Source organism: Micromonospora sp. WMMD882 (assembly GCF_027497255.1).
In the GTDB taxonomy this organism is placed as follows: domain Bacteria; phylum Actinomycetota; class Actinomycetes; order Mycobacteriales; family Micromonosporaceae; genus Micromonospora.
In genome coordinates, this window is sequence record NZ_CP114903.1 from 6,065,981 (window position 1) to 6,091,324 (window position 25,344).

Below are 25,344 nucleotides of genomic sequence, written 5' to 3' on the forward strand. Positions count from 1 at the left end.
GGGAACCGACAGCGGAATTGAGTCTTCCATGCAGCTCGGCCCTCCGGTGGCCGAGGTCACGGCGGGTTCCTGCTGCCAGGCCGCCGCGGTCGGTACGAGGATCGGGGGGAAGCGCCGCGCCGCCGGCGTGGCCGGTCCGAAGGGATGCACCGTGACCGAACGCGTCACCGTCGACATGTGGTTCGACCCGATCTGCCCGTGGGCGTGGGTCACCTCCCGCTGGCTGCTGGAGGTCGAGCAGGTCCGTCCGGTGGACATCCGTTTCCACGTGATGAGCCTGGCGGTGCTCAACGAGGGGCGGGACCTGCCCGAGGAGTACCAGGAGATCATGCGCAGCGCGTGGGGGCCGGTGCGGGTCTGTGTCGCCGCCGAGCAGCGGCACGGCCCGGAGGTGCTCCGCAAGCTCTACACCGCGTTCGGCAACCGGTTCCACCTCGGGCAGGAGCGTGACCCGGGCACCGTCGCCGCGGCGCTGGCCGACGCCGGCCTGGACCCGGCGCTCGCCGAGGCGGCCACCGACAGCGGGTACGACACCGCGCTGAAGGCCAGCCACCACGCCGGCATGGACCCGGTCGGTTACGACGTCGGCACCCCGGTCGTGCACGCGCCGGGCCCGGACGGCGACCGGGTCGCGTTCTTCGGCCCGGTGGTGACCCCGGCCCCGAAGGGCGAGGCCGCCGGCCGGCTCTGGGACGGGGTGCTGCTGGTCGCCGGCACGCCCGGCTTCTTCGAGCTGAAGCGTTCCCGCGACGTGGCGCCCAGCTTCTCCTGACCGGCGGGGAGGGGACCCGCGATCCGGCCGGGGCGTCGGCTGGGGTCCCCTCCTTTCACCTGGTGGACCCGGTAGCGTCAGCGGGCATGACGGTCGTGCATCCGATCGCCCGGGCCTGGATCACCACTGGCGGCACCGGCGCGCAGAACTACGACGAGTTCGCCGACGACGCGGAGATCACCGCGATCATCGGGGCGAACCCGCACAGTGCCCTCGGCATCGAGATGCCGCACCGGGCGCCGGAGAGTCTGGGCAGGTCGTTCCTTGACGCCCTGCCGGCCGCGGCGGCGCGGCTGGCCGAGGCGAAGGCCGACGGCAGCTACACCCCGGCCGAGCAGGTGGTGGTGCTGTACCGGATCAGCGCGCCGGGCGAGGAGTCCGCGTACGGCATGTTCGCCATGGTCGACACCGACCAGATCTCCACCAGTCGGGACGAGCCGGGTCTGGTCATCCGCAACGAGGACGTCTTCATCGCCAAGGTCCGGGAGCGGGTCGCGCTGGCCGAGACCCTCGGCCATCTGCTGTCGCCGGTGCTGCTGTTGCAGACCGGCGCCGGCGAGGAGCTGCACGCCCGGCTGGCCGCCGCCACCGAGGCGGCCGGCACGCCCGCCGCCACCGACACCGACCAGGCCGGGCGCACCCACGCGATCTGGCTGCTCGGCCCCGGCCCGGAGCAGGACGAGCTGACCGCCCTCGCCGGCGGTGGCGAGCTGGTGGTGGCCGACGGCAACCACCGCAGCCTGGCCGCGCAGACGGGCGGCTTCCCGCGTTTCCTGGCGGTGGTCACCACACCCCGGTCGGTCGCCATCCAGCCGTACAACCGGCTGGTCGGTGAGCTGACCAGCACGCCCGACGAGCTGCTCGACCGGCTCCGCGCGGCCGGCGCGCAACTGCGCCCGATCGACGGCCCGGTCGAGGTGCCGGCGGCCGGTGGCACCGTCCATCTCCGGCTCGCCGGCCGGGGGTACGCGGTCACGCTGCCGCACGACGGGTCGGCCGGACGCCTGGAGAACCTCGACCACGCGCTGGTCGAGCGGCTGCTACTGCGCGACGCGCTCGGCCTCGACCCGGGCGACAAGCGGATCACCTACGTCGGCGGGGACTACCCGGCGAGCTGGCTGACCGGTGAGGTGGACGCCGGCCGGGCGGAGCTGGCCGTCCTCGTCGCCCCGGTGACCGTGGACGACTTCGTCGCGGTCAACCTGGCCCGGGAGAAGATGCCCCGCAAGAGCACCTGGTTCACCCCGAAGGCCCGGGCCGGCCTGGTGGTGGCGGAGCTGCCGCGCTGACCCGTCGCGCCGTCGTGCCGACCGGCGTCGGGCTGCCCGGCGGGGCCCGGGTCGGCCCGTCGACGCCCCCGCCGGTGTGACCAACCGGCTCCGCGGCGCCGCCCTGGGCGACGCCGCGGATCGGGGCCTGTCAGACTGCGCGGTATGCGCGTCTACCTGGGATCCGATCACGCCGGTTTCGAGTTGAAGGTGCACCTGGCCAGCTACCTGGCCAAACAGGGCTACGAGCTGGTCGACGTCGGACCGCACGTCTTCGACCCCGACGACGACTACCCGGCGTTCTGCCTGCACACCGGGGACCGGGTGGTGCGGGATCCGGGCAGTCTCGGCATCGTCATCGGCGGCTCCGGCAACGGCGAGCAGATCGCCGCCAACAAGGTCCCCGGGGTGCGGGCCGCGCTGGCCTGGAACGTCGACACGGCCCAGCTCGCCCGGCAGCACAACGACGCCAACGTGGTGGCCGTCGGCGCCCGGCAGCACACCCTGGACGAGGCGACGGCGATCGTCGAGGCGTTCCTCACCACCGCGTTCTCCGGCAACGACCGGCACGCCCGGCGGATCGGCCAGGTGGCCGCGTACGAGACCGGCGGCAAGCTGCCCGACCTGCCCTGAGACACCCCGCCGGCGACGGGGCGTGCCCCGTCGCCGCGCTCACCGGTGGGGGCGGGGCAGCTCCTCCCGGGGCACCCAGTTGCGCCGGACCAGCACCAGTCGGGTCTCGGCCTCGGCGAGGTCCGCCCCGGTCGGCTGGCTGGCGTCACGGGCCCGCAGCGCAGCGGTGACGCTCACCTGGGAGGTCCCGGAGCCGACCAGCCCGCGCAGGCCACGGTCGCCGCCACTGTCGCGCTCCTCCGGGCCGCCCCGGCGGACCGCGGCGGCCGGGGCGTCGGGCGCCCCGCCGGTGGCCGTGGCGGCGCCCGCCCGGGGCCGCTCCGGGCCGGGGGACGGGTGTCGCAGCCGCCGTCGCCGTCGCTCGGTCTCCGCCATCAGCCGACCGTACCGCAGGGGACGGGCGCGCGGCGGACATGAGGGGCCTGGCTACCCTCGGAAGGGACGGACCGTTCCGCGGGGCCGGCGTCAGGGAGGAAACGAGATGGCAGACCAGACACAGCCGTGGGCGGAACGGACCGTCGAGGTGCCGAAGGACTCCCACCCGGTTCCACCCCAGCGGGACGGCTTCCAGCGGGGCGTCGCGTCGGTGGGTCGGCCACGCGCCGGGCGTACCGAGGCGTTCCCGACCGTGGAGCACGACGAGCACCTGCACGGGGGTGAGCCGACCGGCTGGTTCTCCGCGGGGCCCAACCGTCCGCTGAGCTGGTATCTCGCCCAGTGGCGCAACGGGGCCGAGTGGAGCGCCGCAGGCGCGCTGTTCGCGTTCGTCTGCTGGGGCGTGTGGGCGATCTCCGCCCGGGGGGACCTCACCTCCCCGGTGGTCACGTTCCTGCTGACGCTCCTGGTCGCGGCCGGGCTGTTCGCGTTGTCCCGGCTGCTCGGGCGGCTGGTGTGGGAGCGCCAGCTACGTCGGGTGCGGCGCAGCGCCCGGGGCGCGCACGCGGTGACCGCAGTCTTCCTGGCCGGGGTCGGGATCGCCTACCTGCAGCAGACCGAGTGGGTGGTGTCCGCCTGGAACTGGATCACCGGCGGCTGAGCCCGCCCGCCGCGACGCTCACCGCCGCCGGCGGCGGGGCAGCGTGACGCCCGGGGGACGGCTTCCGGCCGTCCGCCCGGGCGTCGGCGTCGCGGGTCCGCCGCGACCGTGGTCGGCCTCCACCAGGCCGACCGGGCTTACCCGGCCGACCGCGGTTCATCCCCGCCGGTAGGCGACCGGGCGGCCCGGCTCAGTGCTTTCCGCCGTGCCCCTCGGCGTCCGCCCGGGGCGAGGCGACCCGCGCGGCCGGGTCCTCCACGCCGGGTTCGCCTCCGTCGGGGGCGACCGCCCCGTCGTAGTTGTAGACCGTGGTGTCGTCGTCGTGCTGCTTCGTGGTGCGTACGTACCGGTGGATCAGCCCGTCGAGCTCCAGCTCCACCAGGGCCGCGCCGCCCGCGTCGTGGGCGCTGCCGTCCCGGGGGCCACCGACCAGCCATGCGTCCGTCTTCGTCTCCATGGCGCGTCCGGTACCCGGGCGGCGGTACGCGGAAACCGCCGCCCGGGCCGGTCGGACGGTCAGCCGGCGGGGGCGGTGCAGGGCGCTCCCGCGCAGGTGTCGACCAGCTCGCCCGAGTCGAGGAAGCGCGCGATCATCGCCCGGATCTGCGGCGAGTTGGCCGGATGCCCGTGCGGGTCGAGGCCGTCCCGCGGCGGGACGTTGCCGGCCGGCGGGGCGGGCGAGCCGCTGTCCACCGGGACGAGCACACTGCCCGCGTACGGCAGGGCCGGAACCGCCGGAATGCCCCAGAACGGCACGACGTCCGGGCTGCGGCCGGCGGCCAGGGCCGGGGTGCGCAGCCGGGCCCCGATGGTGCGGGCCTGCGCTTCGGTGGCGACGTTGGCCACCTGGTGGTCGCCGAACGCCTCGATCATGATCACCCGCTTGGCCGGGGTGCCGGGCAGCGGGTCGGCGGTGAGGTGGCGCAGGTATCCGTTGGCCTCGCCGCGGTCCCAGAGCATCTGGGCCAGCGCCAGGCAGAGCTGCCTGTCGATCGGGTCCGGGTACGCGGTGTGGAACACCGGGTGGAACTCGTCGAAGTCCACGCTGCGGTCCAGCAGGGTGGAGTAGTTGGCCGCCGGCACGCCCAGCGAGCAGCGGGTGAAGTCGGTGGCGACCGCGCAGAGCGCCCCGCCGAGGATCCCGCCCTGGCTGTTGCCGAGGTAGACGAGCTGACCGTCGCCGGCCCGGCTCAGCGGCCCGGTGGCGTCCCGGAACGCGTCGAGGCCGGTGACGCCGCCGCGGGTGTGGATCAGCGCCCGACCGAGCCAGAGGAAGTTCAGGAAGCCCTGCTGGGTCCGGTCCGGGATGGAGCCGAACTGCGAGAAGTCGGCCAGGGAGCGGACGACGTTCGGGATGTCCCCGCTGGCCATGCCGATCCACGCGGTGGCGCAGAGCATGGTGTTCGACTCGCGGGCGTACTGCTTGAGCTTGCGGGAGTCGATCTCGGTGGGCGAGCCGAGCAGGCCGTGGCCGTACAGGGCGGGGCGGGCCGGGGTGGCGGCGGTCGCCGAGTGGGGGATGTTGCAGTGGAACTTCGCCACCTGGGTGTTCAGGTCGCGTTGCTCGGGCAGCCCGTCGGGGCCGTAGCGCAGTCGGGCCCCGGGCGGGCCGAACAGCGTGTCCAGGTAGCTGGGCACCCGTACCGTCCCGGTGACCTGGCGGCGGATGTCCGGGTCCTGGTCGGGGCCGTGGTCGGTGACGGTGTCCACGGTCACCGCCGGCGCCCGGGCGCCCAGCCGGTCGAACGCCTCGTCGCGCAGGTGCCGGATCCGTTCGGTGAGACTGCGTTCGCTGGCCACGGTGAAGTCCCAGGCCAGGTGGAGGCTGGCCGGGTCGACGCCGACGGCGGCCAGCGCGCCGACCGCCCGCTGCGCGTACTCCCACCGGCGGCGTAGCGCGGGGTCGGCCGGGGGAGCGGGAGCCCGGAGCGTGACGAACAGCTCCGAGGCGGGGATCGGCGCGCCGGTCGCGGTGCGCAGGTGGCGCAGGCCGACCGCGTACCGGGTGTTCTCGTCGAGGTTGCGGGCGGGCCGGATGACCAACGCCTGCCGGTCCGGGGCGCCGGCCGCGTTGGCGTCGAGCTCGGCCCAGTACGGGTGCCGTTCGCCGGTGCGGGTGTTGACCAGCACGATCGGCGCGTCCGGGGCGAGCGAGCGCCCGATGTCGGTGGACGGGGCGAGCCCGGTGACCGTCGGGTCCAGCCCGGGCACCCGGGTGAGCAGCATCGCGCCGGGGGAGAATCCGTCGTTGCGGTTCCAGTCGGTGGGGTCGATGCCGACGCCGAAAACGTTCTTCGGCATGACGGAGCGGTCCAGGGCGACCCGGATTCCGGTGTCGGTGGTCGGGTCGGCCACCGTGTGGAGGTCACTCGGGAACGGCAGCAGACAGGCGGCCGGGTCGACCGGGTCGCAGCCCTCGGCGGACTGCGCGTCCGGCGCGGCGGCGGGTCCGGCCGCTGTGGTGGGCCCGGCCGCGGCGGCGGGAGCGGGCCCGGCGGCGGTGGGTACGGCGAGCAGCAGGGCGAGGAACGCCGACCGCAGCACGCGACGAGCTTCTGGTGGGTGCACGGATGCCTCCGGGAGGGGTTGCCGGTGGGTTACGGACAGCACACACCTTGTAAAGATCAAGGTCAATGTGAAACACAAATGTAGTTCGCGTCGAGCGGGAAGGTTGGGGCGGATGGATCGTGGTATGACGGATTCGGAATACATGCAGTCTATTGCCTAGCGTCGATTTCTAAACGTAGGCTCCCGGCATCGTCGTTCCGGCGTCGCCCCACGAGGCGCGCCGGTCAGGTCCGGGAGGCCCCCCCATGGCACGTTGGCGCAGTTTCCTCCGCCGTACGGCCACCGCGTTGGCAGCGGTGACCGTCGGCTCGTTCGTGGTGGCCGCCCCGGCCGTCGCCCAGCCCCAGGCCGACGTGACCCCGTACGTGGTGGGTGGCACCCGGGCGGCCCAGGGCGAGTTCCCGTGGATGGTGCGGCTCTCGATGGGCTGCGGCGGCTCGCTCTACAGCCCGACCCTGGTGCTGACCGCCGCCCACTGCGTCGGCCGGACCGGCTCGAACACCAGCATCACCGCCACTCTCGGCACGGTCGACCTCCAGTCGTCGAGCCGGATCACGGTCCGGTCGAACTACGTCTACCGGGCCCCCGGCTACAACGGCTCGGGCAAGGACTGGGCGCTGATCCGGCTGGCCACCCCGGTCACCTCGCTGCCCAACCTGAAGATCGCCACCAGCACCGCGTACGACAGCGGCACGTTCACGGTGGCCGGCTGGGGCGCCGCGCGGGAGGGTGGCGCGCAGCAGCGGTACCTGCTCAAGGCCCAGGTGCCGTTCGTCAGCGACGCCACCTGCAACGCCAACTACGGTGGCGACCTCATCCCGGCCGAGGAGATCTGCGCCGGGTACGCCAGCGGCGGCACCGACACCTGCCAGGGTGACTCGGGCGGCCCGATGTTCCGCCGGGACGCCGCCAACGCCTGGATCCAGGTCGGCATCGTGAGTTGGGGCAACGGCTGCGCCCGCCCCAACTACCCGGGCGTCTACACCCAGGTGAGCTACTTCGCCTCGGCGATCGCCTCGGCCGCGGCCAGCCTCGGCGGCTGACGGACCGTCGGCGCGGGACGTCCGCGCCGGCCCGCCCCACGCCGGTGACCCGGTCGACGGAATTGCGTCGACCGGGTCGCCGGCGCGCCCGGTCCCGCATCTGCCGGATGACCTGGACATTCCATCTCCGGCAATGCCGTCACGGAAAGTTACATATTCCAATGCTTCAATTACTGCTCTAGTGTCCCTGCGCAGCGGTCGGTGATGTCGATCGATCACGGTCGACGTCGACGTCCGCGCCACCGACGGGCGGGACGTGGGGGGACGGCATGAGAACCGGGGACACCGGCTCGGCGATACCGGTCCATTCGGCAGCCGGCCTCAGCTACCGCTACACGGCCGCCCGGGCGGGGATCCGGGACGACGGGGACCGCGCCGCCGCCGCGGCGCTGGCCGCCGTCGAGCTGGTCGACCGCCTCGGCCGGGAGCTGCCCGTCCGGGTGCTCTCCGGCACGGCGGCCCTGGACCTGTCGGACTGGCCGACGGCCCTGCGCCACCTGCCCGGCGACCGGGCCCGCGCCGCCGTCCGCCACCACGCCACCCCGCTCGCCGCCACCGCGCCCGTGTCCGTGTCCGTGTCCGTCGCGCCGGCCGTCACCGTGCCCGCCGCCGCCGTCGCGCCGGTGTCCGTCGTGCCGGCCGTCACCGTGCCCGCCGCCGCCGTCGCGCCCGTGTCCGTTGCGCCCGTGTCCGTTGCGCCCGTGTCCGTCGCGCCCGTGTCCGTCGCGCCCGTGTCCGTCGCGCCGGTGTCCGTCGCGCCCGCGCTGGCCGCGCCGGCCGGGGGCGTCGACGCGGGGACCGCCGACGGCGAGCCGGGCGGGGCCGGGCCGTTGGTCGTGCTGCTCGACGAGGAGCCCGCCCCGGAGCTGGCCACCGTGCCGGTCCTGGTCAGCGCGACGGCCACCCCCGACGGGGTCTCCGTGGTGGTCCGGTGCGCCCCGGCCGACCCGTGGTCGGTGAGCGTGCCGGCGGTGGCCGAGGTGTTCGCCGAGGTGTTCGCCGCGCTGCTGGCCGACCCGCTGCTGCCGTCCGGCCGGGCCTCGGCGGTCGGCCCGGCCACCCGGGCGCTGACCCTCGGCCGGCTGGCCGGGCGGCCGGTCGACGACGCGCCGTTCGAGGCGATCCCGACGCTGATCGAGCGGTGCGTCGACCGGGGCCCCGACCGGCCCGCCGTGTCGTTCCGGGACCGCCGGCTCACCTACCGGCAGCTCGACGAGCTGGCCAACGGCTTCGCCGCGACCCTCGCCGACCGGGGCGTGACCCGGGGCGACGTGGTGCCCGTGCTGCTCGCCGACGGACTCGAACTGCCGGTGGCGTACCTGGCCGCGATGAAGCTCGGCGCGGCGTTCGTACCCCTCGACCCGGGCTGGCCGGCCGACCGGCTGCGCGCCGCCCTGACGGTGCTGCGCCCCCGCCTGGTCGTGGTCGGCGCCGGGCCGGCGGACCCGACCGGTCCCGACGGGTTCCCGGCGGAACCGGTGTCGCTGGACCGGATCCGACCCACCCCGGCACGGCCCGCCGTGCCCATCGCGCCGGCGGACCTGATCTACGGGATCTTCACCTCGGGCACCACCGGCACCCCGAAATGCGCGATGAACCGGCACGACGGCCTGGCCAACCGGTTCCGGTTCATGACCCGCTGGTTCCAGGCCACCGGGGACGAGGTGGTGTTGCAGAACAGCCGGCACACCTTCGACTCCTCGGTGTGGCAGTTGTTCTGGCCGCTGACCACGGGCGGCCGGGTGGTGGTGCCGGAACAGGGCGGCTTCCTGGACGTGGCGCGCACCGTCGACGTCATCGCCGCCGAACGGGTCACCATCACCGACTTCGTGCCCAGCATCCTCGGTCTGCTGGTGGCCATGGTGGACCGGGACCCCGACGCCCGCCGCGGGATCGCCACCCTGCGGCACCTGATCGTCGGCGGCGAGGAGATCGACCCGTCCACCGTGCACCGCCTCGGTGAGCTGCTGCCGGCGATCGCGGTCACCAACGGGTACGGGCCGACCGAGACGTCCATCGGCATGATCTTCCACCCGGTCGTCCCGGCCGACGGCGACACCATCCCGATCGGCCGACCGATCGACAACTGCTTCGCGGCGGTGGTGGACGCCGACCTGCGTCCGCTGCCGCCCGGCGCGGTCGGCGAGATCGTCGTCGGCGGCGTCTGCCTCGGCGCGGGCTACCGGGACGCGCCGGGCCGCACCGCCGAGGTGTTCGTCCCGAACCCGCTGCCCGAGATCCCCGGCCGGCGGTTGTACCGCACCGGCGACCTCGGCCGGCTCGACCCGGACGGCCGGCTGCACTTCGTCGGGCGGCGCGACTTCCAGTTGAAGGTCAACGGGGTCCGTATCGAGGCCGGCGAGATCGAGACCGCGGCGACCCGGCTGGCCGGCGTGAGGCAGGCCAAGGTGATCGTCGCCCGGGACGGCGGCAGCCGCTCGCTGGCCCTGTTCGTCGCCGCCGACCACGCGCTGCCCGAGCCGGTCCTGCGCGAGCACCTGCGCCAACTGCTGCCCCGCACCAGCGTCCCCCGGCACCTGGTCGTCCTGGACGCCCTGCCGCTGACCCGCAACGGCAAGGTGGACCGGCGGGCGTTGCAGGCCCGGCTCGACCGGACGCTGCGCGACCGGGCCGCCCGGCTCGCCGACGACCGGGGCGGCGACACCCTGCCGGCGACGGTGCTGGCCGTGTTCCGGGCCGTCCTCGGTGACCCGGACCTGACCCCGGACACCGACTTCCTGGCCGTCGGCGGTGACTCGTTGCAGGCCGTCGCGGTCACCACCGCGCTCGCCGCCGAACACGGCGTCCCGCTCGGCGTGCAGGACCTCTTCGAGCAGCCGACCCCGGACCGGCTCGCCGCGCTGCTCGCCCGGCGGCGACGGGCGCCCGTCGAACCGGAGGCGGAGCTGGTCGAACGGGACGCCCGGCTCCCCGCCGACCTGGTCGTCCGGGCCGCCGACCCGCGCCGTGAGCTGCGCGCCGTGCTGGTCACCGGGGCCACCGGCTTCGTCGGTAGCCGGCTGGTGCACGAGCTGCTCACCGGCACCGACCTGCGGGTGCACTGCCTCACCCGGGCAGCCGACGACACCGAGGCCACCGGCCGGGTGGTCCGCGCCCTGGCCGACCGGGGCCTGTGGACGCCGGGGCTGGCCGACCGGCTCACCGGGCACGCGGCCGACCTGGCCCGCCCCGCCCTCGGCCTGGCCGAGCGCGCCTGGACGCGCCTGGCCGACGACTGCGACCTGGTGCTCAACGTGGGCGCGCTGGTCAACTTCCTCTTCGACTACCGGGCCCACCGGGCGGCCAACGTACGCGGCGCGGCCGAGCTGCTCGCCCTGGCGACGCAGGGCCGCCCGAAGCCGCTGCACCACGTCTCCACCCTCGGCGTGCTGGACACCGAGGCGGCCCGGCACCGTCTGCCCCTGTCCGAGACGTACGACCCGGCGGTCGCGGTGCCGCCGCGCAGCGGCTACAGCCGCTCCAAGTGGGTGGCCGAGCGGTACCTGACCGCCGCCCGCCGCCGGGGCGCGACGGTCACCCTGCTCCGGCTCGGCGAGGTGCTGCCCGCCGCCGACAACGGCACGCCCAACCGGCACGCCCTCACCCATCTGCTGCTGGCCGCCTGCCACCGGCTCGGCATGCGCCCCGACGCGCCCGTGCGGTCCGACTGGACGCCGGTCGACTGGGCCGCCCGGCGGATCGTCGCCACCGTCACCGACCGCAGCGCCTGGGGCCGCCCGATGCACCTGCTGCACCCGACCAGCGTCGACTTCACCGAGCTGCCGGCCGGCGGCGACCGGGTGCCCCGGGTCAGTTGCGCCCAGTTCCTCGCCGCGCTGCGGGACGCGGTCACCGACGGCGACCGGGACGCCGCCGCGCTGCTCGCGCTCTTCCCGACCCGCCTCGGCACGGACGAGGAGCAACTCCGGGCGGTCTTCGGCACGCTGCTCACCGACAACCCCCGGCTGTTCCGGCGGGACGGCTGCGAGCGGCTCGAACGACGGCACGGCCTCACCGACGGGGACCTGACCCCGTCGATCGACGCCTACCGCGGCTGGCTGGCCGCGCAGGAACGGCACGGCGGCGACCGGACGCCGCTGCCGGCCGGGTGAACCGAAGGGACAGTGCATGCGCTATCGCAGGTTGGGTCGGCTCGGCTGGCAGGTCAGCGAGGTCGGCTACGGGATGTGGGGGATCGGCGGCGGCCCCGGCGGCTTCACCGGCTGGGACTACGACGTCGCCCCGCGCTGCCTGGACGAGGCGGTCGAACGGGGATGCAACTTCTTCGACACCGCCTGGGTCTACGGCCGGGGCGTCAGCGAGCAGCTCCTCGGCGGCCTGGTACGCCGCCACCCCGACCGGCGGCTGTACCTGGCCACGAAGATCCCGCCGAAGAACCGGGAGTGGCCGCCCCGCCCGACCGACACCCTCGACGACGTCTTCCCGGCCGAGCACATCCGCGAGTACACCCGGCACAGCCTGGCGAACCTGGGCGTGGACCGGATCGACCTGCTGCAGTTCCACGTCTGGGAGGACCGCTGGGCCGACGACGGACGCTGGCAGGAGACGATCGCCGAGCTGAAACGGGAGGGCCTGGTCGACGGGGTCGGCATCAGCGTCAACCGCTGGGAGCCGACCAACTGCCTGGCCGCCCTGGACACCGGCCTGATCGACGTCGTCCAGGTCATCTACAACATCTTCGACCAGGCCCCCGAGGACGAGCTGTTCCACCGGACCCGGCGCGACGACATCGGCGTCATCGCCCGCGTCCCGTTCGACGAGGGGACCCTCACCGGCACCCTCACCGCCGAGAGCACCTGGCCGCCGGAGGACTGGCGCAGCACCTACTTCGGCCCGGAGAACCTCCTGCCCAGCGTGGCCCGCGCCGAGAAGCTGGCCGTCGACGTGCCGGCCGGCACCACCATGGCCGAGCTGGCGCTGCGCTTCATCCTGCACCACCCGGCGGTGGGCACCGTGATCCCCGGCATGCGTCGCCCCGAGCACGTCCGGGCCAACCTGGCGGTCAGCGACGGGCAGCCGCTCGACCCGGAGCTGCTCGACCGGCTGCGCGGGCACCGCTGGGACCGCCGACCGACCTCGTGGTCCCAGTGACCCGGCCCGCCCGGACGACGCCCCGGGTGGCGGCCTGCGCCCCACCGCCCGGGGCGGTCGTCCGCACCGGGCCGCGCCGTCCCGTCCCGCCCGTGCCCCCCTCCCGGCCCGCCCGACGGGGCTGCCCGGCGGCGCCGGCATGACGCTGATCGCCATGTGGGCGCACCCCCGCGCCGTCTCCACGGCCTTCCTCCGCATGATGATCGCCCGGGGGGACGTCACCGTGGTGCACGAGCCGCTGGTGACCCTGGTCGACACCGGGCGGGTGGAGCTGCCCACCGCCGACGGCGGCGTCCGCGTCGTGACCGGCCCGGACGAGGTCACCGCCCACCTGGTCGCGTTGGGCCGGGACCGTCACGTGTTCGTCAAGGACACCCTGGAGTACCGGTACGGGCACCTGTTCGCCGCGCCCGAGCGGATCGCCGACGTGACGCACACCTTCCTGGTCCGGCAGCCGGCCCGGACGATCAACTCGCACTACGCGGTCAAGCCCACCGTGCAGTGCCACGAGATCGGCTACGAGCACCAGTGGGAGCTGTTCGAGCTGGTCCGGGCCACCGCCCGCCGGCCACCGGTGGTGCTCTCCGCCGAGGCGCTGCTCGCCGACCCGCCACGGGCGGTGGCGGCGTGGTGCGCGGCGGTCGGCCTGCCGTACCGGCCGGAGGCGCTGACCTGGGCCCCCGAGGACCGCGCGGAATGGGCGCGGACCCGGATCTGGCACCTCGACGTGGCCGGCACCTCGCGGTTCCGGCCGGTCGACAAGGAGTTCGCGGTGACCGTCGAGAACGACCCGGTCCTGCGCGCGTACCACGACCACCACCAGCCCTTCTACCAACGCCTCATCCAGCACGCCATTCCGGTCGAGGAGCAGACATGACCACCGTCGCCGCGCCGCCCGTGACCCGCTCGCCCGGCGAGGAGTTCGCCGCCGCGTACGCCGCCGACCCGACCGGCGCCGAGGTCCGGTTCGACTTCACCATCACCGACGCCTTCCAACCCACCAAGGAACGGCCCCGGGTCACCGTCCGCAACCTGTTCCGGAAACGGCCGGTCGGCACGGATCCGGTCCGGTTCTGGTGCGAGCGCCGGCCGGACGCCGCCGAGGCGGCCCGGGTGCACGAGTCGGGGCTGCGCCGGGAGGCCGCCTTCCGGTTCGGCATGGCCCAGGCCGGGGTGCACCCGGTCCGGGCCTGGGTGCAGCTCCCCGCCGAGCTGGCCGAGGACCCGGAGGGGCTGGCGGTCTTCGTCGACTACCGGCTGCTGGTGCGGCTGGCCACCGCCGAGAACCAGGCGCTGACCATCGGCGAGCACGGCCTGCTGGCACACCCGGAGATCGCGAAGCTGCCGTACCGGCACGACTGGCTCAGCGGCCTGCTCGCCGCCTGCGACGAGATCGAACAGACCGGGGCCACCCCGCATGCGATGATCGTCAATCCCCGGGACTACTACACCCACCTGCTCGGTCGGGACGCCCTGCTGGCGGACCTGACCCGCAACGGGGTGCAGATCAGCCGTACCCGGATGGTGGCGCCGGGGGAGGCGGTGGTGGGTGACTTCGCGATGGCCGCGCGGCTGCTCGACGCCGGCCGCTCGGCGATCCGGGTGGCCGAGCCGCCGCCCGGGACGTTCGCCACCCCCGGGCCGGCCGTCTGCGCGGAGATCCACGAGGGACTGGCCATCCACCTGCCCACCCACTTCTTCCACGTCGTGCCCGCCTGACCCACCCCACGCCGTCGTACCCGCAGAATCGAGGAACGCCCATGACCGCGACCACCGTCGGCGGCCGGTTGAGGTTCTACCGGCCGTACCTGCCGCTGTTCGGGGCGATCCTGTCCGCGCTGCTCGGGGCCGGGGCGTCGCTGGCCGTGCTGCCGTTTCTCGTCCTCGACGACCTGGGCGGCAGCCGGTTCGAGGTGGGGCTGGTGATCGCCGCCCTGGCGGTGGCCGCGGTGATCTCCCGGCCGATCGCCGGCCGGATCGGCGACCGGCACGGCTACCGGACGGTGATGCTCGCCGGGGCCGGGCTGTGCGTCCTGGCCGGGGCCGGCTACCTGGTCGCCGGGAACGTGCCGGCGCTGGTCGCGGTCCGGCTCGTGCACGGGGCCGGCGAGGGCGCCGTCTACACCGCCGGGGCGGCCTGGCTGGTGGCGCTCGCCCCGCCCGAGCGGCGCGGTCGCATCGTCGGCCTCTACGGCATCCACATGTGGCTCGGGCTCACCGTCGGCGCGCTGCTCGGCACGGTGCTGTTGCGCGCCACCGGCGGGTACCCGGCGGTGTGGGTCTTCGCGGCGCTCACCGCGCTGGTCGGGGTGGCGCTGGTGGCCACCCGCCGCCGGCCGGAGCAACCCGCCGCGGTCGGCCGGGCCGCGCTCCTGCCGGGCAGCGCGGTCGCCCCGGGCGTCGCGCTGACGCTCGCCGGTTTCGGGTACGCGGGCCTCGCCGCCTTCGCCGCGCTGCACCTCGACGCCCGGGGGGTGGACAACGGCATCGCCGCGTTCAACGCGTTCGGCTTCACCTACGTCGGGGTGCGCCTGTTCGTCGGCGGCCTGCCGGACCGGCTCGGTCCCGCCCGGGTGGCGCTCTGGTCGGCGGTGGTGGAGGCGGTCGGGCTGCTGCTGGTGGCGGTGGCCACCAACCTGTGGGTGGCCGTGCTGGGCGGTCTGGTCGTCGGGGCCGGGCTGTCGCTGCTCTTCCCGGCCCTCGCCCTGATGGTGATCAACCGGACCGATCCGGCGCACCAGGGCGCGGCGCTCGGGGCGTTCACCTCGTTCTGGGATCTCGGGCTGGTGCTGGGCGGCCCGCTGGCCGGTCTGGTGGCCGGCGTCGCCGGCTACCCGGCCGTCTTCTGGGCCACCCTGGCCGCCGCGCTGGTCTCCGCCGCCATCTCCGCCTCGCCCCGGTTCGCCGGCGTCCCCCGCCCGGCCGCCTGACCCGGGGCCCGGCGTCCCGCCCACTGCCGATCCGGGTCGGTCGGGCCCTGCTCACTGCCGGCCCGGGCGGGTGGCTCTGGTCATTCCCGGCCCGGCCGGGTGGGGCCTGTTCCCTCCCGGCCAGGGTTGGTGGCTCTGTTCACTGCCAGCCCGGCCGGGTGGGGCCTGTTCCCTCTTCCCGGTCCGGGGCGGCGGGTCGGCGCGGCGCGCTGCTCACGTCCGGCGTCGGTCGGTGGGGGCCGGGGCGGAGAGGGCGGCCCGGCCCGGGGCGTACGGGGCCGGGTCCACCGGCGGTTCGACGCCGGCGGCCAGGGCGGCCAGCAGCGCGCCCGCGGCGGGGGCGGTCTGCACGCCGTAGCCGCTCAGCCCGGCCAGCCAGAGGAAACCGGGCGCGGACGGATCCGGCCCGATCACCGGCACGTCGTCCGGGGCGGCGGTGCGCAGCCCGGCCCAGGCGTGCCGGATCCGGCGGACGGTCACCGTGGTCGCCGCCTCCAGCCGGGCCGCGCCGAGCGCGACGTCTAGGTCGTCGGGGCGTACGTCGCCGGGCGGGGTGGGCGTGGCGTCGACCGGGGAGACCAGCAGGTGACCGGACTCCGGTTTGACGTAGAAGGTGCCGGCCACGTCGCCGACCAGGGGCCACCGGGCCGGGTCCACGCCCGGCGGCGCGTCCACCAGGAACGCCGTCCGACGCAGCGGCGTCAACCCCGACGGGGCCACCCCGGCGGAGACGGCGACCTGGTCGGCCCACGCGCCGGCCGCGTTCACCACCACCCGGGCGGTGAGCTCACCGGCGTCGGTGTCGGCCCGCCACCGTCCCCGTTCCCGGCGCAGCGACCGGACCCGGGTCAGCCGCGCCACGGTGCCGCCGGCGTCCCGGATCCCGCGCAGGTACCCCTGGTGCAGGGCGGCCACGTCGACGTCCCGGGCCGCCGGCTTCACCATCGCCCGACGGGCCCAGCCCGGCCGTACGATCGGGCAGATGTCGGGGATCCCGGCGGGGTCGATCTCCCGGGCCGGTGGGTCCACCTCGGCGCCGGCCCGCAGCTCGGCCTCGAACTCGGCCTCGTCGCCGGGCGGGCAGAGGGACAGTACGCCGCGCGGGGTGAGCAGCGGATGCTCGGCGAAGCCGGCCGGCGGCCCGAGGAGGAATTCCCGGCTGGCCCGGGTCAGGGCGCGCACCTGTGGGCCGCCGTAGTACTCGGAGAACAGGGCCGCGGAGCGGCCGGTCGAGTGGTGGCCGGGCACCTGCTCCATCTCGACCAGCAGCACCCGGCCGTACCGGGCGAGGTGGTGCCCGGCGCTGGCCCCGGCGATCCCGCCACCCACCACCATATAGTCAATCGTCACTGTCTCAGGGTAGAGGGACGGGCTCCTCCCCACCGCCTCGTGGCGGGGAGGAGCCCGTCCCGACCCCGGTCAGGGGCCGCAGTACAGTAGCCGGTTGGGGGTGCCGGAGGGCACGCCCGTCACGACGTTGGTGGTGGCCCGCCCGGTCAGGTAGCCCGACACCTGCGCCGGGGTCCAGGTCGGGTTGGCCGACAGGGCGAGCGCGGCGCAACCCGCCACGTGCGCCGAGGCCGTCGAGCCGCCGCTGATCGTGGCGACCGCGGTGTTGCCGGTGTACCAGGTGGAGACGATGTTGGCGCCCGGGGCGAACAGGTCGATGCAACTGCCGTAGTTGCCGCTGGGCAGCCGGGCGTCGGTCGCCGACGTGCCCACCACGGTCAACGCCCCCGGCACCCGGCCCGGCGAGAAGTTGCAGGCGCTCCCGTTGGAGCTGCCCCCGGTGGTCACGTACGTGAAGCCCCGGTTGATCGAGTTGGTCACCGCGGCGTCCAGGGCGGTGTTGGCCGACCCGCCGATGGCCAGCTCCACCACCCCCGGACGGACGCCGTTCGCGGTGATCCAGTCGATCCCGGCGATCACCGTGGCGAGGGTGCCGCTGCCGGCGCAGGACAGCACCCGCACCGGATGGATCCGCGTCTCCTTGGCGACCCCGTGGCTGGTGCCGCCGATGGTGCCGGCCAGATGGGTGCCGTGGCCGTTGCAGTCGTCCGCCGGCAGCGCGCCGTCGACCAGGTCGACGCCGCCGCCGACCCGGCCGCCGAAGTCCACATGGGTGGCCCGGACGCCGGTGTCCACCACGTAGACGTGCACGTTGTGCGCGGTGTTCGGGTAGGCGTACCGGGCGTCGAGCGGCAGGTTCCGCTGGTCGATCCGGTCCAGCCCCCACGACGGCGGGTTGAGCTGGGTGCCGGGTCCGACCAGCGCGGTGACCCGGTTCTGCTCCACGTACGCCACCGCCGGGTCGGCGGCCAGTCGGCGGGCCGCGCGTTCCGGCAGGCGTACCTCGAATCCGGTCAGGGCGCTGCCGTAGACGTGGCCGACCGCGCCGCCGTAGCGGGCGCGCAGCCGGTCCGCGACCCGACCGACCTCGGCGGCGGCGTCCACCCCGGGGGACCGGCGGACGTCGCGGTCGTGCAGCACCACGAGATAGCTGCCCGGTACGCTGTCCGCCGCCCCGGCGTGCCGGATGACGCCCCCGGCGGCGTCGCCGGTCGTGGCGGCGGCCTGGGCGCCGGGCAGCAGCGCCGTGGCCAGGGCGGTCGCCACGGCGAGCACGAGCGTCCGGGACCGGACGGGTGATCTGGTCATCGTTTCTCCTCACGGACGGGACCGGCCCCGGGGCGGTTTCGCCTCGGGGCCGGTGGGACGACGTTCGGTCAGAAGGTGGGCGCCAGGTAGAGCAGCCGGTTCGGGGAACCGGTGCCCGGGTTGGTGATCACGTTGGTGGTGGCCTGGTTGACCAGGTACGCGTGCACCTGGGCCGGGGTGTAGCTCGGGTAGACCTGGAGCACCCGGGCGGCCGCGCCGGCGACGTGCGGGGAGGCCATCGAGGTGCCGCTGATCGTGTTGGTGGCGGTGTTGCTGGTGTACCAGGCGGACAGCACGCTCACGCCCGGGGCGAACAGGTCGGTGCAGGTGCCGTAGTTGGAGAACGAGGCGCGGGCGTCGTTGCTCTGCGAGGCGTTGACGGTCAGCGCGGTGGTCACCGCGGCCGGCGAGGTGTTGCAGGCGTTGGCGGTCGAGTTGCCGGAGGCCACCGCGTAGGTGACGCCGTCGGCGATCGAGTTGGCCACGGCGGTGTTCAGCGAGCTGTTGAGGGCGCCGCCGAGGCTCATGTTCGCCACCGCCGGCTGGCCCGCCTGGTGGTTGGAGGTCACCCAGTTGATGCCGGCGATGACCTGCGCCCAGGTGCCGCTGCCGGAGCAGTTGAGCACCCGCACGGCGACCAGGGTGACGTTCTTGGCCACGCCGTACGTGGTGCCGCCGACGGTGCCGGCGACGTGGGTGCCGTGGCCGTTGCAGTCGGCGGCCGGCAGCGCGTTGTCGACCGCGTCGTAGCCGTCGATCGCCTGGCCGCCGAAGTCGTTGTGGGTGGTCCGGATGCCGGTGTCGATGATGTACGCCTTCACCCCGGTGCCGACGCTGTTGTAGGTGTAGCTGGCGCTCAGCGGGAGGTTGCGCTGGTCGATGCGGTCCAGGCCCCACGGCGGGTTGTTCTGGGTGGCCTGGATCGACACCTCGTGGTTCTGCTCGACGTAGTCGACCGAGGGGTGGGCGGCGAGCCGCTTCGCGGCCTGCTCCGACAGCTTCACCTCGAAGCCGTTGAGGGCGTCGCCGTAGACGTGGCCGATCCGGCCGCCGAACCGCTCGGCGAGCGAGCTGGCGGCGCTCTTCACGGCGGCCTGCCGGGTGCCGGCGCGACCGCCGACGCTGCTGTCCTTGAGTACCACGATGTAGCTGTCGGCCACGGCCGTCGCGCCACCGGCGCCGCGGATCTCACCGACGGACGGGGCTGCGGTCGCCGGAGCGGCGGCCATGGCGGTGACCATGGCGGCGCTGGCGAGCACGCCGACCGCGGCGAGGGTGCGCCGGTGAGTGCGGGGGAGTGTCATCTCCCGGTCCTCCTACTGTGGTGGCCGCCCGACCGTCTCGTGACCCGATCGGGAGGCGCTGGACGATGGGAGAATCCTAGCCGTGATATTTACATCTCTGGATTTCTCTGATGTTCACGATATGAGAATGATATTGATGAAGTTGAAACTCTTGGAGTTGTCTGTCCGGCTGTCGGCGGGGTAGAAACGAGGATTGCCCTCGCACCGTCGGCCCGGCGCCCGCCGACGCGTGGCCCGCAGGAGCAGGTCAACGCGCAGGCGCGCGCGTCAGCTTCCGTGGCCGAGCCGCCGGCTGCGGTCTAGAGTGGGACTCTCCCCCCCCGGCCGAGGAGGGTGTGATGGCGACACTGTGGCAACTCGTGGGCGAGCACATCCCGAACGACCACTCCCGGCAGGTGCACTCCCGGTACTACCTGGAGGAGGAACTGCGGGCGCCGGACGCGCCGACGCTGATGGTCGACCTCGGCTGCGGCGACGGGGCGTCGGCCCCCCTGGCGCGCGGCCTCAAGCCGGACGTCCGCTGGGTCGGCGTCGACATCATGCAGTCCGCCAACGCCCGGAAAATCGACACCGACCAGGTCGTCCTCTACGACGGCGTACGACTGCCGTTCGCCGACGACTCACTGCCGTTGATCTACTCCAACCAGGTGCTGGAGCACGTCCGGCACCCGGAGCCGCTGCTGCGGGAGGTACGGCGGGTGCTGCGACCCGGCGGCGTCTTCATCGGCAGCACCTCCCAGCTCGAGCCGTACCACGCCTGGAGCCTGTGGAACTACACCATCTACGGCTTCAAGGTGATCGTCGAGGACGCCGGCCTGGAGCTGGAGGAGGTCCGGCCGGGCATCGACGGGATCGCGCTGGTGCGGCGACAGTGGTTCGGCCGGCGACCCGAGCACGGCGCCTGGTTCCAGAAGTCACCGCTGAACGAGGAGATCGACGGCTGGGGAGTCGACACCCGCCGCCGGGCCAACCAGATCAACCTACGCAAGCTGCAGTTCTGCGGTCAGTTCTCGTTCCGGGTCGTCAAGCCCGGCGGCCCGCCCCGGAACCGGCCGCCCCGGGCCGAGCCGGAGCGGAAACCGCCCGCGCCCACCCGCCCGACCCCGACCCCGACGCCCGCCCGGTCGCCCCGGCTGCCGTTCCTGCGCGGCCCGCTCCGTCGCGTGCTGCGCCGCCTGGTCCGTCGCGCGCCGCGCCGCCGGGTCCGCGCCGTCCGCTCGTCCTGAAGGGACGGAACGGACGGCGCGGCTTCTGAACGACGCGGCCCTCCGGCGCGCGGAGCCGGTCGCCAGCGGGGCTGTCCGGGCGGGGGTACCGGTCAGAAGTTGACGTCCACGCCGGCCGCCCTGCAGGCGGCGGTGATGTCCGCGCCGGCCTTCTCGAACGCCGGGTTGTCGGCGGCGGCCGCCGGGTCCGCTTCCGACGCCGCCTTGGCGGCCTCCACGCCGAACTGCTTCAGGGCGGTGGCCACCGGGCTGTCGCCGCCCGTGGCGGCCAGACCGGTCACCGCCTTCTCCAGGTCGGTCAGGATCTTCTGGAACACGGCCGGTGTCGGCTCGCTGCCGGAGCTCACCGCCTTGACCAGCTCCGCCTTCATCTCGTCGCCGGCCTTCTTCGCCGACTCGCAGAGGTCCTTGTCGCTGGCGCCGGCCGTCGACGCGGACGGCGCCGAGGACGCGGTGGTGGCCGCCGAGGACGGGGCGGAGGAGGTCGTGGACGAGGACCCGGCCGGGTCGGCGGCGTCCTCCCCGCCGCAGGCGGCGAGGGTGGTCAGGACGGCGCACATGACGATCGCGGAAGTGACGCGTGCAAGATTCACGAGCGGGCACGCTAGCGGACGGCCGCCCTCCGCCCAACTCCGATCCGTCCGCCGACCAGCCGGGATGTGCGCCGTACACTCCTGGCCTCGTGGAATCCGAACCGGCCGCCCGCCGGACTTCGCGTCGCGTCGCGTCCGTCGTCGTGGCCGTGCTGACTGTCCCGGCGCTCGCCCTGGCGGCCTGCGGCCGGACCGACCCGCCCACCCCGTCGGCCGCGCCGGCCGCCTCGGCCGGGTCGCCTGCGCCGCACGCGCCCGCCGGGTCGCCTGCGCCGCACGCGCCCGCCGGGTCGCCTGCGCCGCTCGCGTCGCCGGTCGCCCGTGTCGGCGGCGTCGGCAGCGCCTGCGAGCTGCCGGTCACCTTCGGGCTCGCGGCGTCCTGGCAGCCCGAGGCCGTCGCCCCCATGGCCCCGGACGACCCGTGGGCCGCGCTCGCTCGTCGCGGACCGCTCACCATGGCCTGCGAGATCGACGCCAAGCCCGCCGGCGCCATCGGCTTCCTCCGGGTCTGGACCGGCGGCGAGGCCGAGCCGCGGGCCAGCCTGCGAGCCTTCATCGGTACGCAGGCACAGGATCCCGCCTACACCGAGCTGCGCGTGGACGGCCGTCCCGCCGTGGAGGTCACCTACCGTACGAGCAGCCAGCTCGACGACGCGCTTAAGCCGGAACGGGCGTTCGCCGTGCGGACCGGGCGGGGCGTCGTCGCGGTCTCCCTGGACAGCCCCGACCACGAGGAGCACGAGGAGATGCTGCCCGCCTACGAGCTCGCCAGGCGCACCCTCGTGGTGACCCGGTGACCGCCGCCGCCTGATCCAGTCCGCCGCCACCTGATCCGCCCCGCCGGCCGCGTTCCGACCCGCCGCCCGGTCGACGCTACGCCGGGGTCCGACGGCCGATCGCGGTCGTCGATCCGTCGCCGCCCGACCGGAAAGGGGTTGCCGGGCAACCCGGAGCTGCGGCAACCTGCGGAGGTGACCGAGACGCGGGTGCTCACCGAGCACGACTGGCCGCTGTGGCGAAGCCTGCGGCTCGCCGCGTTGACCGAGGCCCCCCACGCCTTCGGCGCCCGCCTGGCCGACTGGCAGGGCGACGGCGACCGCCCGGAACGCTGGCGCGGCCGGCTGGCCATCCCCGGCTCGTGCAACGTCGTCGCGTCGCACGACGGACAGCCCGTCGGCATGGCCAGCGGAATCCCGACCGACCAGCACGACGTCGTCGAGCTGATCTCCATGTACGTGGCCCCGTCGGGGCGGGGCCGGGGCGTCGGCGACCAGCTCCTGCGGGCGGTCGAGCAATGGGCCCGGCAGGTGGGCGCGCGGACGCTACGGCTGGCGGTGGCGGAGGGCAACGAACCCGCCCGGGCCCTGTACCGACGCCACGGCTTCCACGAGACCGGCGAACTCGGCGGGCTCATGCCCGACGGACTCCGCCGCGAACACATCCTGGCCAAGCGCCTTACCGCTCAGGGCGTGTGCGATCCTCCCGGAGCCGACGGAGCCGACGGAGCCGACGGAGCCGACGGAGCCGACGGGACGGAGTGGACGACGGGCGCCGGAGTCGTCCCTCGTCACGGACGACCGACGCCCGCCAGCCGGTCTGAGCGGCCCTCCGCCGGGCCAGGCGGGGACACCTGAGCCGGCCCGACCCCGGCGATGTCACCGGCAGACGGTGCCCAGCGACACGACCAGACAGCACGCGCCGACGACGACCAGGACGAGCGCGGTAGCCGCCCGGACCGCCCAGGCGCGGTGGCGTCGGGTGACCGGAAGGATCTGCTCGACCGCCACGGCGCTGACCCAGCCGAACGCCAGCAACGGCAGATACAGGTCCCAGGCCGGGTCCGCGAAGGCGCTGGCGTTGCCGGAGCCCCCGTAGTTCGGGCAGTCCCTCTGCTGGACGATCGGCTCCAGCGCCGATATCACGACCACGAGAGCCAGGCCGCCCACCACCAGGGACCAGAAGCCGGCCAGGAACGGTGGACGCCCGCGATCGTCGTTCACGCCGGCCACTGTATGCGCATACCCGAGCGCCCGAGGACCGCCGAGCGGGGCGAGTTCCCTGCTGTCGACCTGGATGGGGTCGCCGGGTTGGGGCGACCGCCAGGGTGACACGAGCCGGGGGTGAGAGATCCGTGGTACGTGGGCCGTCCAAGATCGAAGATCCGCTATCAATGTGATCGGAGTTAAGGCCTTGAACTGCTGTTTGTGTGGAGCGGGCGACGGGAATCGAACCCGCACCGTCAGTTTGGAAGACTGAAGCTCTGCCATTGAGCTACGCCCGCGTACGCCCCGCCGCGACGGGACGCGCCGACAGCCTACCGTGTGCCCGCTGGCGTCGCGCAGCCACATACCAGCGCCCTTCCGACGCCAACGGAGGAACGCCGGGCGCCTGCTCCGGCGACCCGACGTCGACGCGCGGGGATCGTTCCGCCGGCCACCCCGATCCGACCGACCGTACGCCGGACGGTGGGCGCCGCAGAGGTTGCGTCCACAGGAGTGGTGTACGACTTGCCCGTGTTGGGCGTGTTGCGTAGATGAGAGACGGCCATCGCGTCGATCCTTCAAGACGACCAAGTCAGAGAAGGAAGAGAGAACGCGATGGCCGCTTCAGAGAGTGTGAACCCTGTTGACCTGCTGCGCGAGCAGATCGCGGGCGCGTCGCCGGACGTGTTGCAGGCGATGATCAAGACGTTCGCGCAGGCGGTGATGTCCGCCGAAGCCGACGCGATCTGCGGTGCCGGGTACGGGCAGCGCAGCGACGAGCGGGTCAACTCCCGCAACGGCTACCGGCAGCGCGAGTGGGACACCCGGGCCGGGACGATCGACCTGGCGATCCCGAAGCTGCGCCAGGTCAGCTACTTCCCGGACTGGCTGCTGACCCATCGTCGGCGGGCCGAGCAGGCCCTGATCTCGGTCGTGGCGACCTCGTATCTGCTGGGGGTGTCGACCCGGCGGGTGGAGAGGCTGGTCGAGCAGCTCGGCGTCCGGCAGCTGTCGAAGTCGCAGGTCTCGGAGATGGCCGCCCACCTCGACGCGCAGGTCGAGGCGTTCCGCAACCGGCCCCTCGACTCCGGGCATTACACGTTCGTGTGGATGGACGCGCTGACGATGAAGGTCCGCGAACACGGACGGACCGTCAACGTCCACGCCCTGATCGCCGTCGGCGTCAACGCCGACGGCCAACGCGAAGTGTTGGGCCTGGACGTCGCCTCCGACGAGGACGGCGCCGGCTGGCTGGCGTTCCTGCGGTCGCTGACCGCCCGCGGCCTGACCGGTGTCCGCCTGGTCATCTCCGACGCCCACGCCGGCTTGGTGCAGGCCATTGGGGCGGCCCTGCCCGGGGCCTCCTGGCAGCGGTGCAGGACCCACTACCTGCGGAACCTGCTGACGAAGGTCCCGAAGTCAGCGCAGCCGTGGATCGCCACCCTCGTCCGGACGATCTTCGACCAGCCCGACACCGACGCCGTCCACGCCCAGTACACGCGGGTCGTCGCCACGATCGAGGCGAAGTTCCCGGCCGCCGCCGAGCACCTCGACACGGCCCGCGACGACCTGCTCGCCTTCACCGGGTTCCCGCGCGAGATCTGGCGTCAGATCTGGTCCAACAACCCGCAGGAACGCTTGAACAAAGAGATCCGTCGGCGCACCGACGTCGTCGGGATCTTCCCGAACCGGCCCGCGATCATCCGCCTCGTCGGTGCCGTCCTGGCCGAGCAGACCGACGAGTGGACCGAAGGACGCCGCTACATGGGCCTGGAACTCCTCGCCAAAGCCCGCCTGATCACCGTCGACACCGACCAACACGACACCGACCAGCCCGACCCCACCCCGATCGCCGCATAACATCAGACCGGATCCCGCGATGGCCGTCTCCTACACCACTCGCGCGGACGTGACCCGCGCAGACGGGGCAGCTCGACAGGGCGCCCGACCAACCTGCCCGGGTCCTCCTCGCCGCCCACCTCGTTCGGCCGCCCCACCGGCCGCCCCGCCCCCCACGGCGGACCGCGTCCGACCGCCCCACCCCCACGGCGGACCGCGTCCGACTCCCGCCGACCCCAACCGGGCGTCCGCCGACGCCGTTCGGCCGACTGCCGGGCGCGGCTTCGCAGAAACGGGGCCGTCCGGGGGAGTGGATACCCCTACTTCCGCGAAGTGGGTGCGCGGAGGGACGCCCGGCCGGCCGGTTTGTCGGAATCTGG

22 protein-coding genes and 1 tRNA gene are annotated in these 25,344 nt (G+C 74.2%); 14 read left to right on the plus strand and 9 right to left on the minus strand.

Annotated features, from left to right (window positions below):
• The first annotated feature begins 151 nt into the window (after window positions 1-151).
• The 3 genes from O7606_RS26240 to O7606_RS26250 all read left to right on the plus strand — a co-directional run bounded on the left by O7606_RS26240 (window position 152) and on the right by O7606_RS26250 (window position 2,673).
• Window positions 152-772: a disulfide bond formation protein DsbA gene (locus tag O7606_RS26240; protein ID WP_281596662.1), complete on the plus strand. Its 621-nt coding sequence runs from the start codon at window positions 152-154 to the stop codon at window positions 770-772.
• Between the two features lie 86 nt (window positions 773-858).
• Window positions 859-2,061, plus strand: a complete 1,203-nt coding sequence (locus tag O7606_RS26245) for a DUF1015 family protein (RefSeq protein WP_281596663.1) — start codon at window positions 859-861, stop codon at window positions 2,059-2,061.
• Window positions 2,062-2,205: 144 nt separating this feature from the next.
• The gene (locus O7606_RS26250) at window positions 2,206-2,673 is read left to right on the plus strand and encodes a ribose-5-phosphate isomerase (RefSeq protein ID WP_281596664.1); all 468 of its coding nucleotides are present in this window, start codon (window positions 2,206-2,208) and stop codon (window positions 2,671-2,673) included.
• A gap of 39 nt (window positions 2,674-2,712) precedes the next feature.
• Here the strand turns inward: O7606_RS26250 and O7606_RS26255 are convergent, their stop codons facing one another.
• On the minus strand, window positions 2,713-3,048 hold the full coding sequence (locus O7606_RS26255) for a hypothetical protein (protein ID WP_281596665.1): 336 nt from the start codon (window positions 3,046-3,048) through the stop codon (window positions 2,713-2,715).
• A 106-nt stretch (window positions 3,049-3,154) separates the two neighbouring features.
• Between O7606_RS26255 and O7606_RS26260 the strand changes: the two genes are divergently transcribed.
• Window positions 3,155-3,709 (plus strand): hypothetical protein, encoded by a 555-nt coding sequence (locus tag O7606_RS26260; protein ID WP_281596666.1) that lies wholly within the window; start codon window positions 3,155-3,157, stop codon window positions 3,707-3,709.
• A 190-nt stretch (window positions 3,710-3,899) separates the two neighbouring features.
• On the opposite strand, the gene O7606_RS26265 is transcribed toward O7606_RS26260, so the two are convergent.
• Both O7606_RS26265 and O7606_RS26270 read right to left on the minus strand, forming a co-directional pair.
• Window positions 3,900-4,166 (minus strand): hypothetical protein, encoded by a 267-nt coding sequence (locus O7606_RS26265; RefSeq protein WP_281596667.1) that lies wholly within the window; start codon window positions 4,164-4,166, stop codon window positions 3,900-3,902.
• Between the two features lie 59 nt (window positions 4,167-4,225).
• On the minus strand, window positions 4,226-6,253 hold the full coding sequence (locus O7606_RS26270; protein WP_281596668.1) for a hypothetical protein: 2,028 nt from the start codon (window positions 6,251-6,253) through the stop codon (window positions 4,226-4,228).
• 269 nt (window positions 6,254-6,522) lie between these two features.
• Between O7606_RS26270 and O7606_RS26275 the strand changes: the two genes are divergently transcribed.
• The 6 genes from O7606_RS26275 to O7606_RS26300 all read left to right on the plus strand — a co-directional run bounded on the left by O7606_RS26275 (window position 6,523) and on the right by O7606_RS26300 (window position 15,362).
• Window positions 6,523-7,320 (plus strand): serine protease, encoded by a 798-nt coding sequence (locus O7606_RS26275; RefSeq protein ID WP_281596669.1) that lies wholly within the window; start codon window positions 6,523-6,525, stop codon window positions 7,318-7,320.
• A 269-nt stretch (window positions 7,321-7,589) separates the two neighbouring features.
• On the plus strand, window positions 7,590-11,432 hold the full coding sequence (locus O7606_RS26280) for a non-ribosomal peptide synthetase (RefSeq protein WP_281596670.1): 3,843 nt from the start codon (window positions 7,590-7,592) through the stop codon (window positions 11,430-11,432).
• Between the two features lie 16 nt (window positions 11,433-11,448).
• Window positions 11,449-12,432, plus strand: coding sequence for an aldo/keto reductase (locus O7606_RS26285; protein WP_281596671.1), 984 nt, complete (start codon window positions 11,449-11,451; stop codon window positions 12,430-12,432).
• Window positions 12,433-12,571: 139 nt separating this feature from the next.
• Window positions 12,572-13,309 (plus strand): hypothetical protein, encoded by a 738-nt coding sequence (locus tag O7606_RS26290; protein ID WP_281596672.1) that lies wholly within the window; start codon window positions 12,572-12,574, stop codon window positions 13,307-13,309.
• On the plus strand, window positions 13,306-14,151 hold the full coding sequence (locus O7606_RS26295) for a family 3 encapsulin nanocompartment shell protein (RefSeq protein WP_281596673.1): 846 nt from the start codon (window positions 13,306-13,308) through the stop codon (window positions 14,149-14,151). Before O7606_RS26290 ends, O7606_RS26295 begins: the two co-directional genes overlap by 4 nt.
• 41 nt (window positions 14,152-14,192) lie before the next feature.
• Window positions 14,193-15,362 (plus strand): MFS transporter, encoded by a 1,170-nt coding sequence (locus tag O7606_RS26300; protein WP_281596674.1) that lies wholly within the window; start codon window positions 14,193-14,195, stop codon window positions 15,360-15,362.
• Between the two features lie 213 nt (window positions 15,363-15,575).
• Here the strand turns inward: O7606_RS26300 and O7606_RS26305 are convergent, their stop codons facing one another.
• From O7606_RS26305 to O7606_RS26315, 3 genes are all read right to left on the minus strand, one after another.
• On the minus strand, window positions 15,576-16,712 hold the full coding sequence (locus tag O7606_RS26305; protein ID WP_281596675.1) for an FAD-dependent oxidoreductase: 1,137 nt from the start codon (window positions 16,710-16,712) through the stop codon (window positions 15,576-15,578).
• Between the two features lie 69 nt (window positions 16,713-16,781).
• Window positions 16,782-18,020 (minus strand): S8 family peptidase, encoded by a 1,239-nt coding sequence (locus O7606_RS26310; protein ID WP_281596676.1) that lies wholly within the window; start codon window positions 18,018-18,020, stop codon window positions 16,782-16,784.
• A 68-nt stretch (window positions 18,021-18,088) separates the two neighbouring features.
• Window positions 18,089-19,324: a S8 family peptidase gene (locus O7606_RS26315; RefSeq protein WP_281596677.1), complete on the minus strand. Its 1,236-nt coding sequence runs from the start codon at window positions 19,322-19,324 to the stop codon at window positions 18,089-18,091.
• A gap of 338 nt (window positions 19,325-19,662) precedes the next feature.
• Here O7606_RS26315 and O7606_RS26320 point away from each other — a divergent pair, with 338 nt between their 5' ends.
• Window positions 19,663-20,550, plus strand: a complete 888-nt coding sequence (locus O7606_RS26320) for a class I SAM-dependent methyltransferase (protein ID WP_281596678.1) — start codon at window positions 19,663-19,665, stop codon at window positions 20,548-20,550.
• A 92-nt stretch (window positions 20,551-20,642) separates the two neighbouring features.
• Here O7606_RS26320 and O7606_RS26325 read toward each other — a convergent pair whose 3' ends face one another.
• Window positions 20,643-21,143 carry a hypothetical protein gene (locus O7606_RS26325; RefSeq protein ID WP_281596679.1) on the minus strand — a complete coding sequence of 167 codons (501 nt, stop codon included), beginning with the start codon at window positions 21,141-21,143 and terminating at the stop codon, window positions 20,643-20,645.
• A 149-nt stretch (window positions 21,144-21,292) separates the two neighbouring features.
• Between O7606_RS26325 and O7606_RS26330 the strand changes: the two genes are divergently transcribed.
• Together O7606_RS26330 and O7606_RS26335 are read left to right on the plus strand one after the other, a co-directional pair.
• Window positions 21,293-21,940 (plus strand): lipoprotein, encoded by a 648-nt coding sequence (locus tag O7606_RS26330; RefSeq protein WP_281596680.1) that lies wholly within the window; start codon window positions 21,293-21,295, stop codon window positions 21,938-21,940.
• 174 nt (window positions 21,941-22,114) lie between these two features.
• Window positions 22,115-22,777, plus strand: a complete 663-nt coding sequence (locus O7606_RS26335; RefSeq protein ID WP_281596681.1) for a GNAT family N-acetyltransferase — start codon at window positions 22,115-22,117, stop codon at window positions 22,775-22,777.
• Window positions 22,778-22,798: 21 nt separating this feature from the next.
• Here the strand turns inward: O7606_RS26335 and O7606_RS26340 are convergent, their stop codons facing one another.
• Together O7606_RS26340 and O7606_RS26345 are read right to left on the minus strand one after the other, a co-directional pair.
• On the minus strand, window positions 22,799-23,143 hold the full coding sequence (locus O7606_RS26340; RefSeq protein ID WP_281596682.1) for a hypothetical protein: 345 nt from the start codon (window positions 23,141-23,143) through the stop codon (window positions 22,799-22,801).
• Between the two features lie 207 nt (window positions 23,144-23,350).
• Window positions 23,351-23,424: transfer RNA gene (locus O7606_RS26345), tRNA-Gly, on the minus strand.
• Between the two features lie 316 nt (window positions 23,425-23,740).
• Between O7606_RS26345 and O7606_RS26350 the strand changes: the two genes are divergently transcribed.
• Window positions 23,741-24,985 (plus strand): IS256 family transposase, encoded by a 1,245-nt coding sequence (locus O7606_RS26350; protein WP_281596683.1) that lies wholly within the window; start codon window positions 23,741-23,743, stop codon window positions 24,983-24,985.
• The last annotated feature ends 359 nt before the right edge of the window (window positions 24,986-25,344 follow it).

Coding starts and splice junctions, on each gene's coding strand:
- O7606_RS26295 (WP_281596673.1), top strand. CDS start 13,306: ATGACCACCGTCGCCGCGCCGCCCGTGACCCGCTCGCCCGGCGAGGAG.
- O7606_RS26320 (WP_281596678.1), top strand. CDS start 19,663: ATGGCGACACTGTGGCAACTCGTGGGCGAGCACATCCCGAACGACCAC.
- O7606_RS26275 (WP_281596669.1), top strand. CDS start 6,523: ATGGCACGTTGGCGCAGTTTCCTCCGCCGTACGGCCACCGCGTTGGCA.
- O7606_RS26250 (WP_281596664.1), top strand. CDS start 2,206: ATGCGCGTCTACCTGGGATCCGATCACGCCGGTTTCGAGTTGAAGGTG.
- O7606_RS26310 (WP_281596676.1), bottom strand. CDS start 18,020: ATGACCAGATCACCCGTCCGGTCCCGGACGCTCGTGCTCGCCGTGGCG.
- O7606_RS26245 (WP_281596663.1), top strand. CDS start 859: ATGACGGTCGTGCATCCGATCGCCCGGGCCTGGATCACCACTGGCGGC.
- O7606_RS26315 (WP_281596677.1), bottom strand. CDS start 19,324: ATGACACTCCCCCGCACTCACCGGCGCACCCTCGCCGCGGTCGGCGTG.
- O7606_RS26280 (WP_281596670.1), top strand. CDS start 7,590: ATGAGAACCGGGGACACCGGCTCGGCGATACCGGTCCATTCGGCAGCC.
- O7606_RS26350 (WP_281596683.1), top strand. CDS start 23,741: ATGGCCGCTTCAGAGAGTGTGAACCCTGTTGACCTGCTGCGCGAGCAG.
- O7606_RS26260 (WP_281596666.1), top strand. CDS start 3,155: ATGGCAGACCAGACACAGCCGTGGGCGGAACGGACCGTCGAGGTGCCG.
- O7606_RS26300 (WP_281596674.1), top strand. CDS start 14,193: ATGACCGCGACCACCGTCGGCGGCCGGTTGAGGTTCTACCGGCCGTAC.
- O7606_RS26285 (WP_281596671.1), top strand. CDS start 11,449: ATGCGCTATCGCAGGTTGGGTCGGCTCGGCTGGCAGGTCAGCGAGGTC.
- O7606_RS26290 (WP_281596672.1), top strand. CDS start 12,572: ATGACGCTGATCGCCATGTGGGCGCACCCCCGCGCCGTCTCCACGGCC.
- O7606_RS26265 (WP_281596667.1), bottom strand. CDS start 4,166: ATGGAGACGAAGACGGACGCATGGCTGGTCGGTGGCCCCCGGGACGGC.
- O7606_RS26255 (WP_281596665.1), bottom strand. CDS start 3,048: ATGGCGGAGACCGAGCGACGGCGACGGCGGCTGCGACACCCGTCCCCC.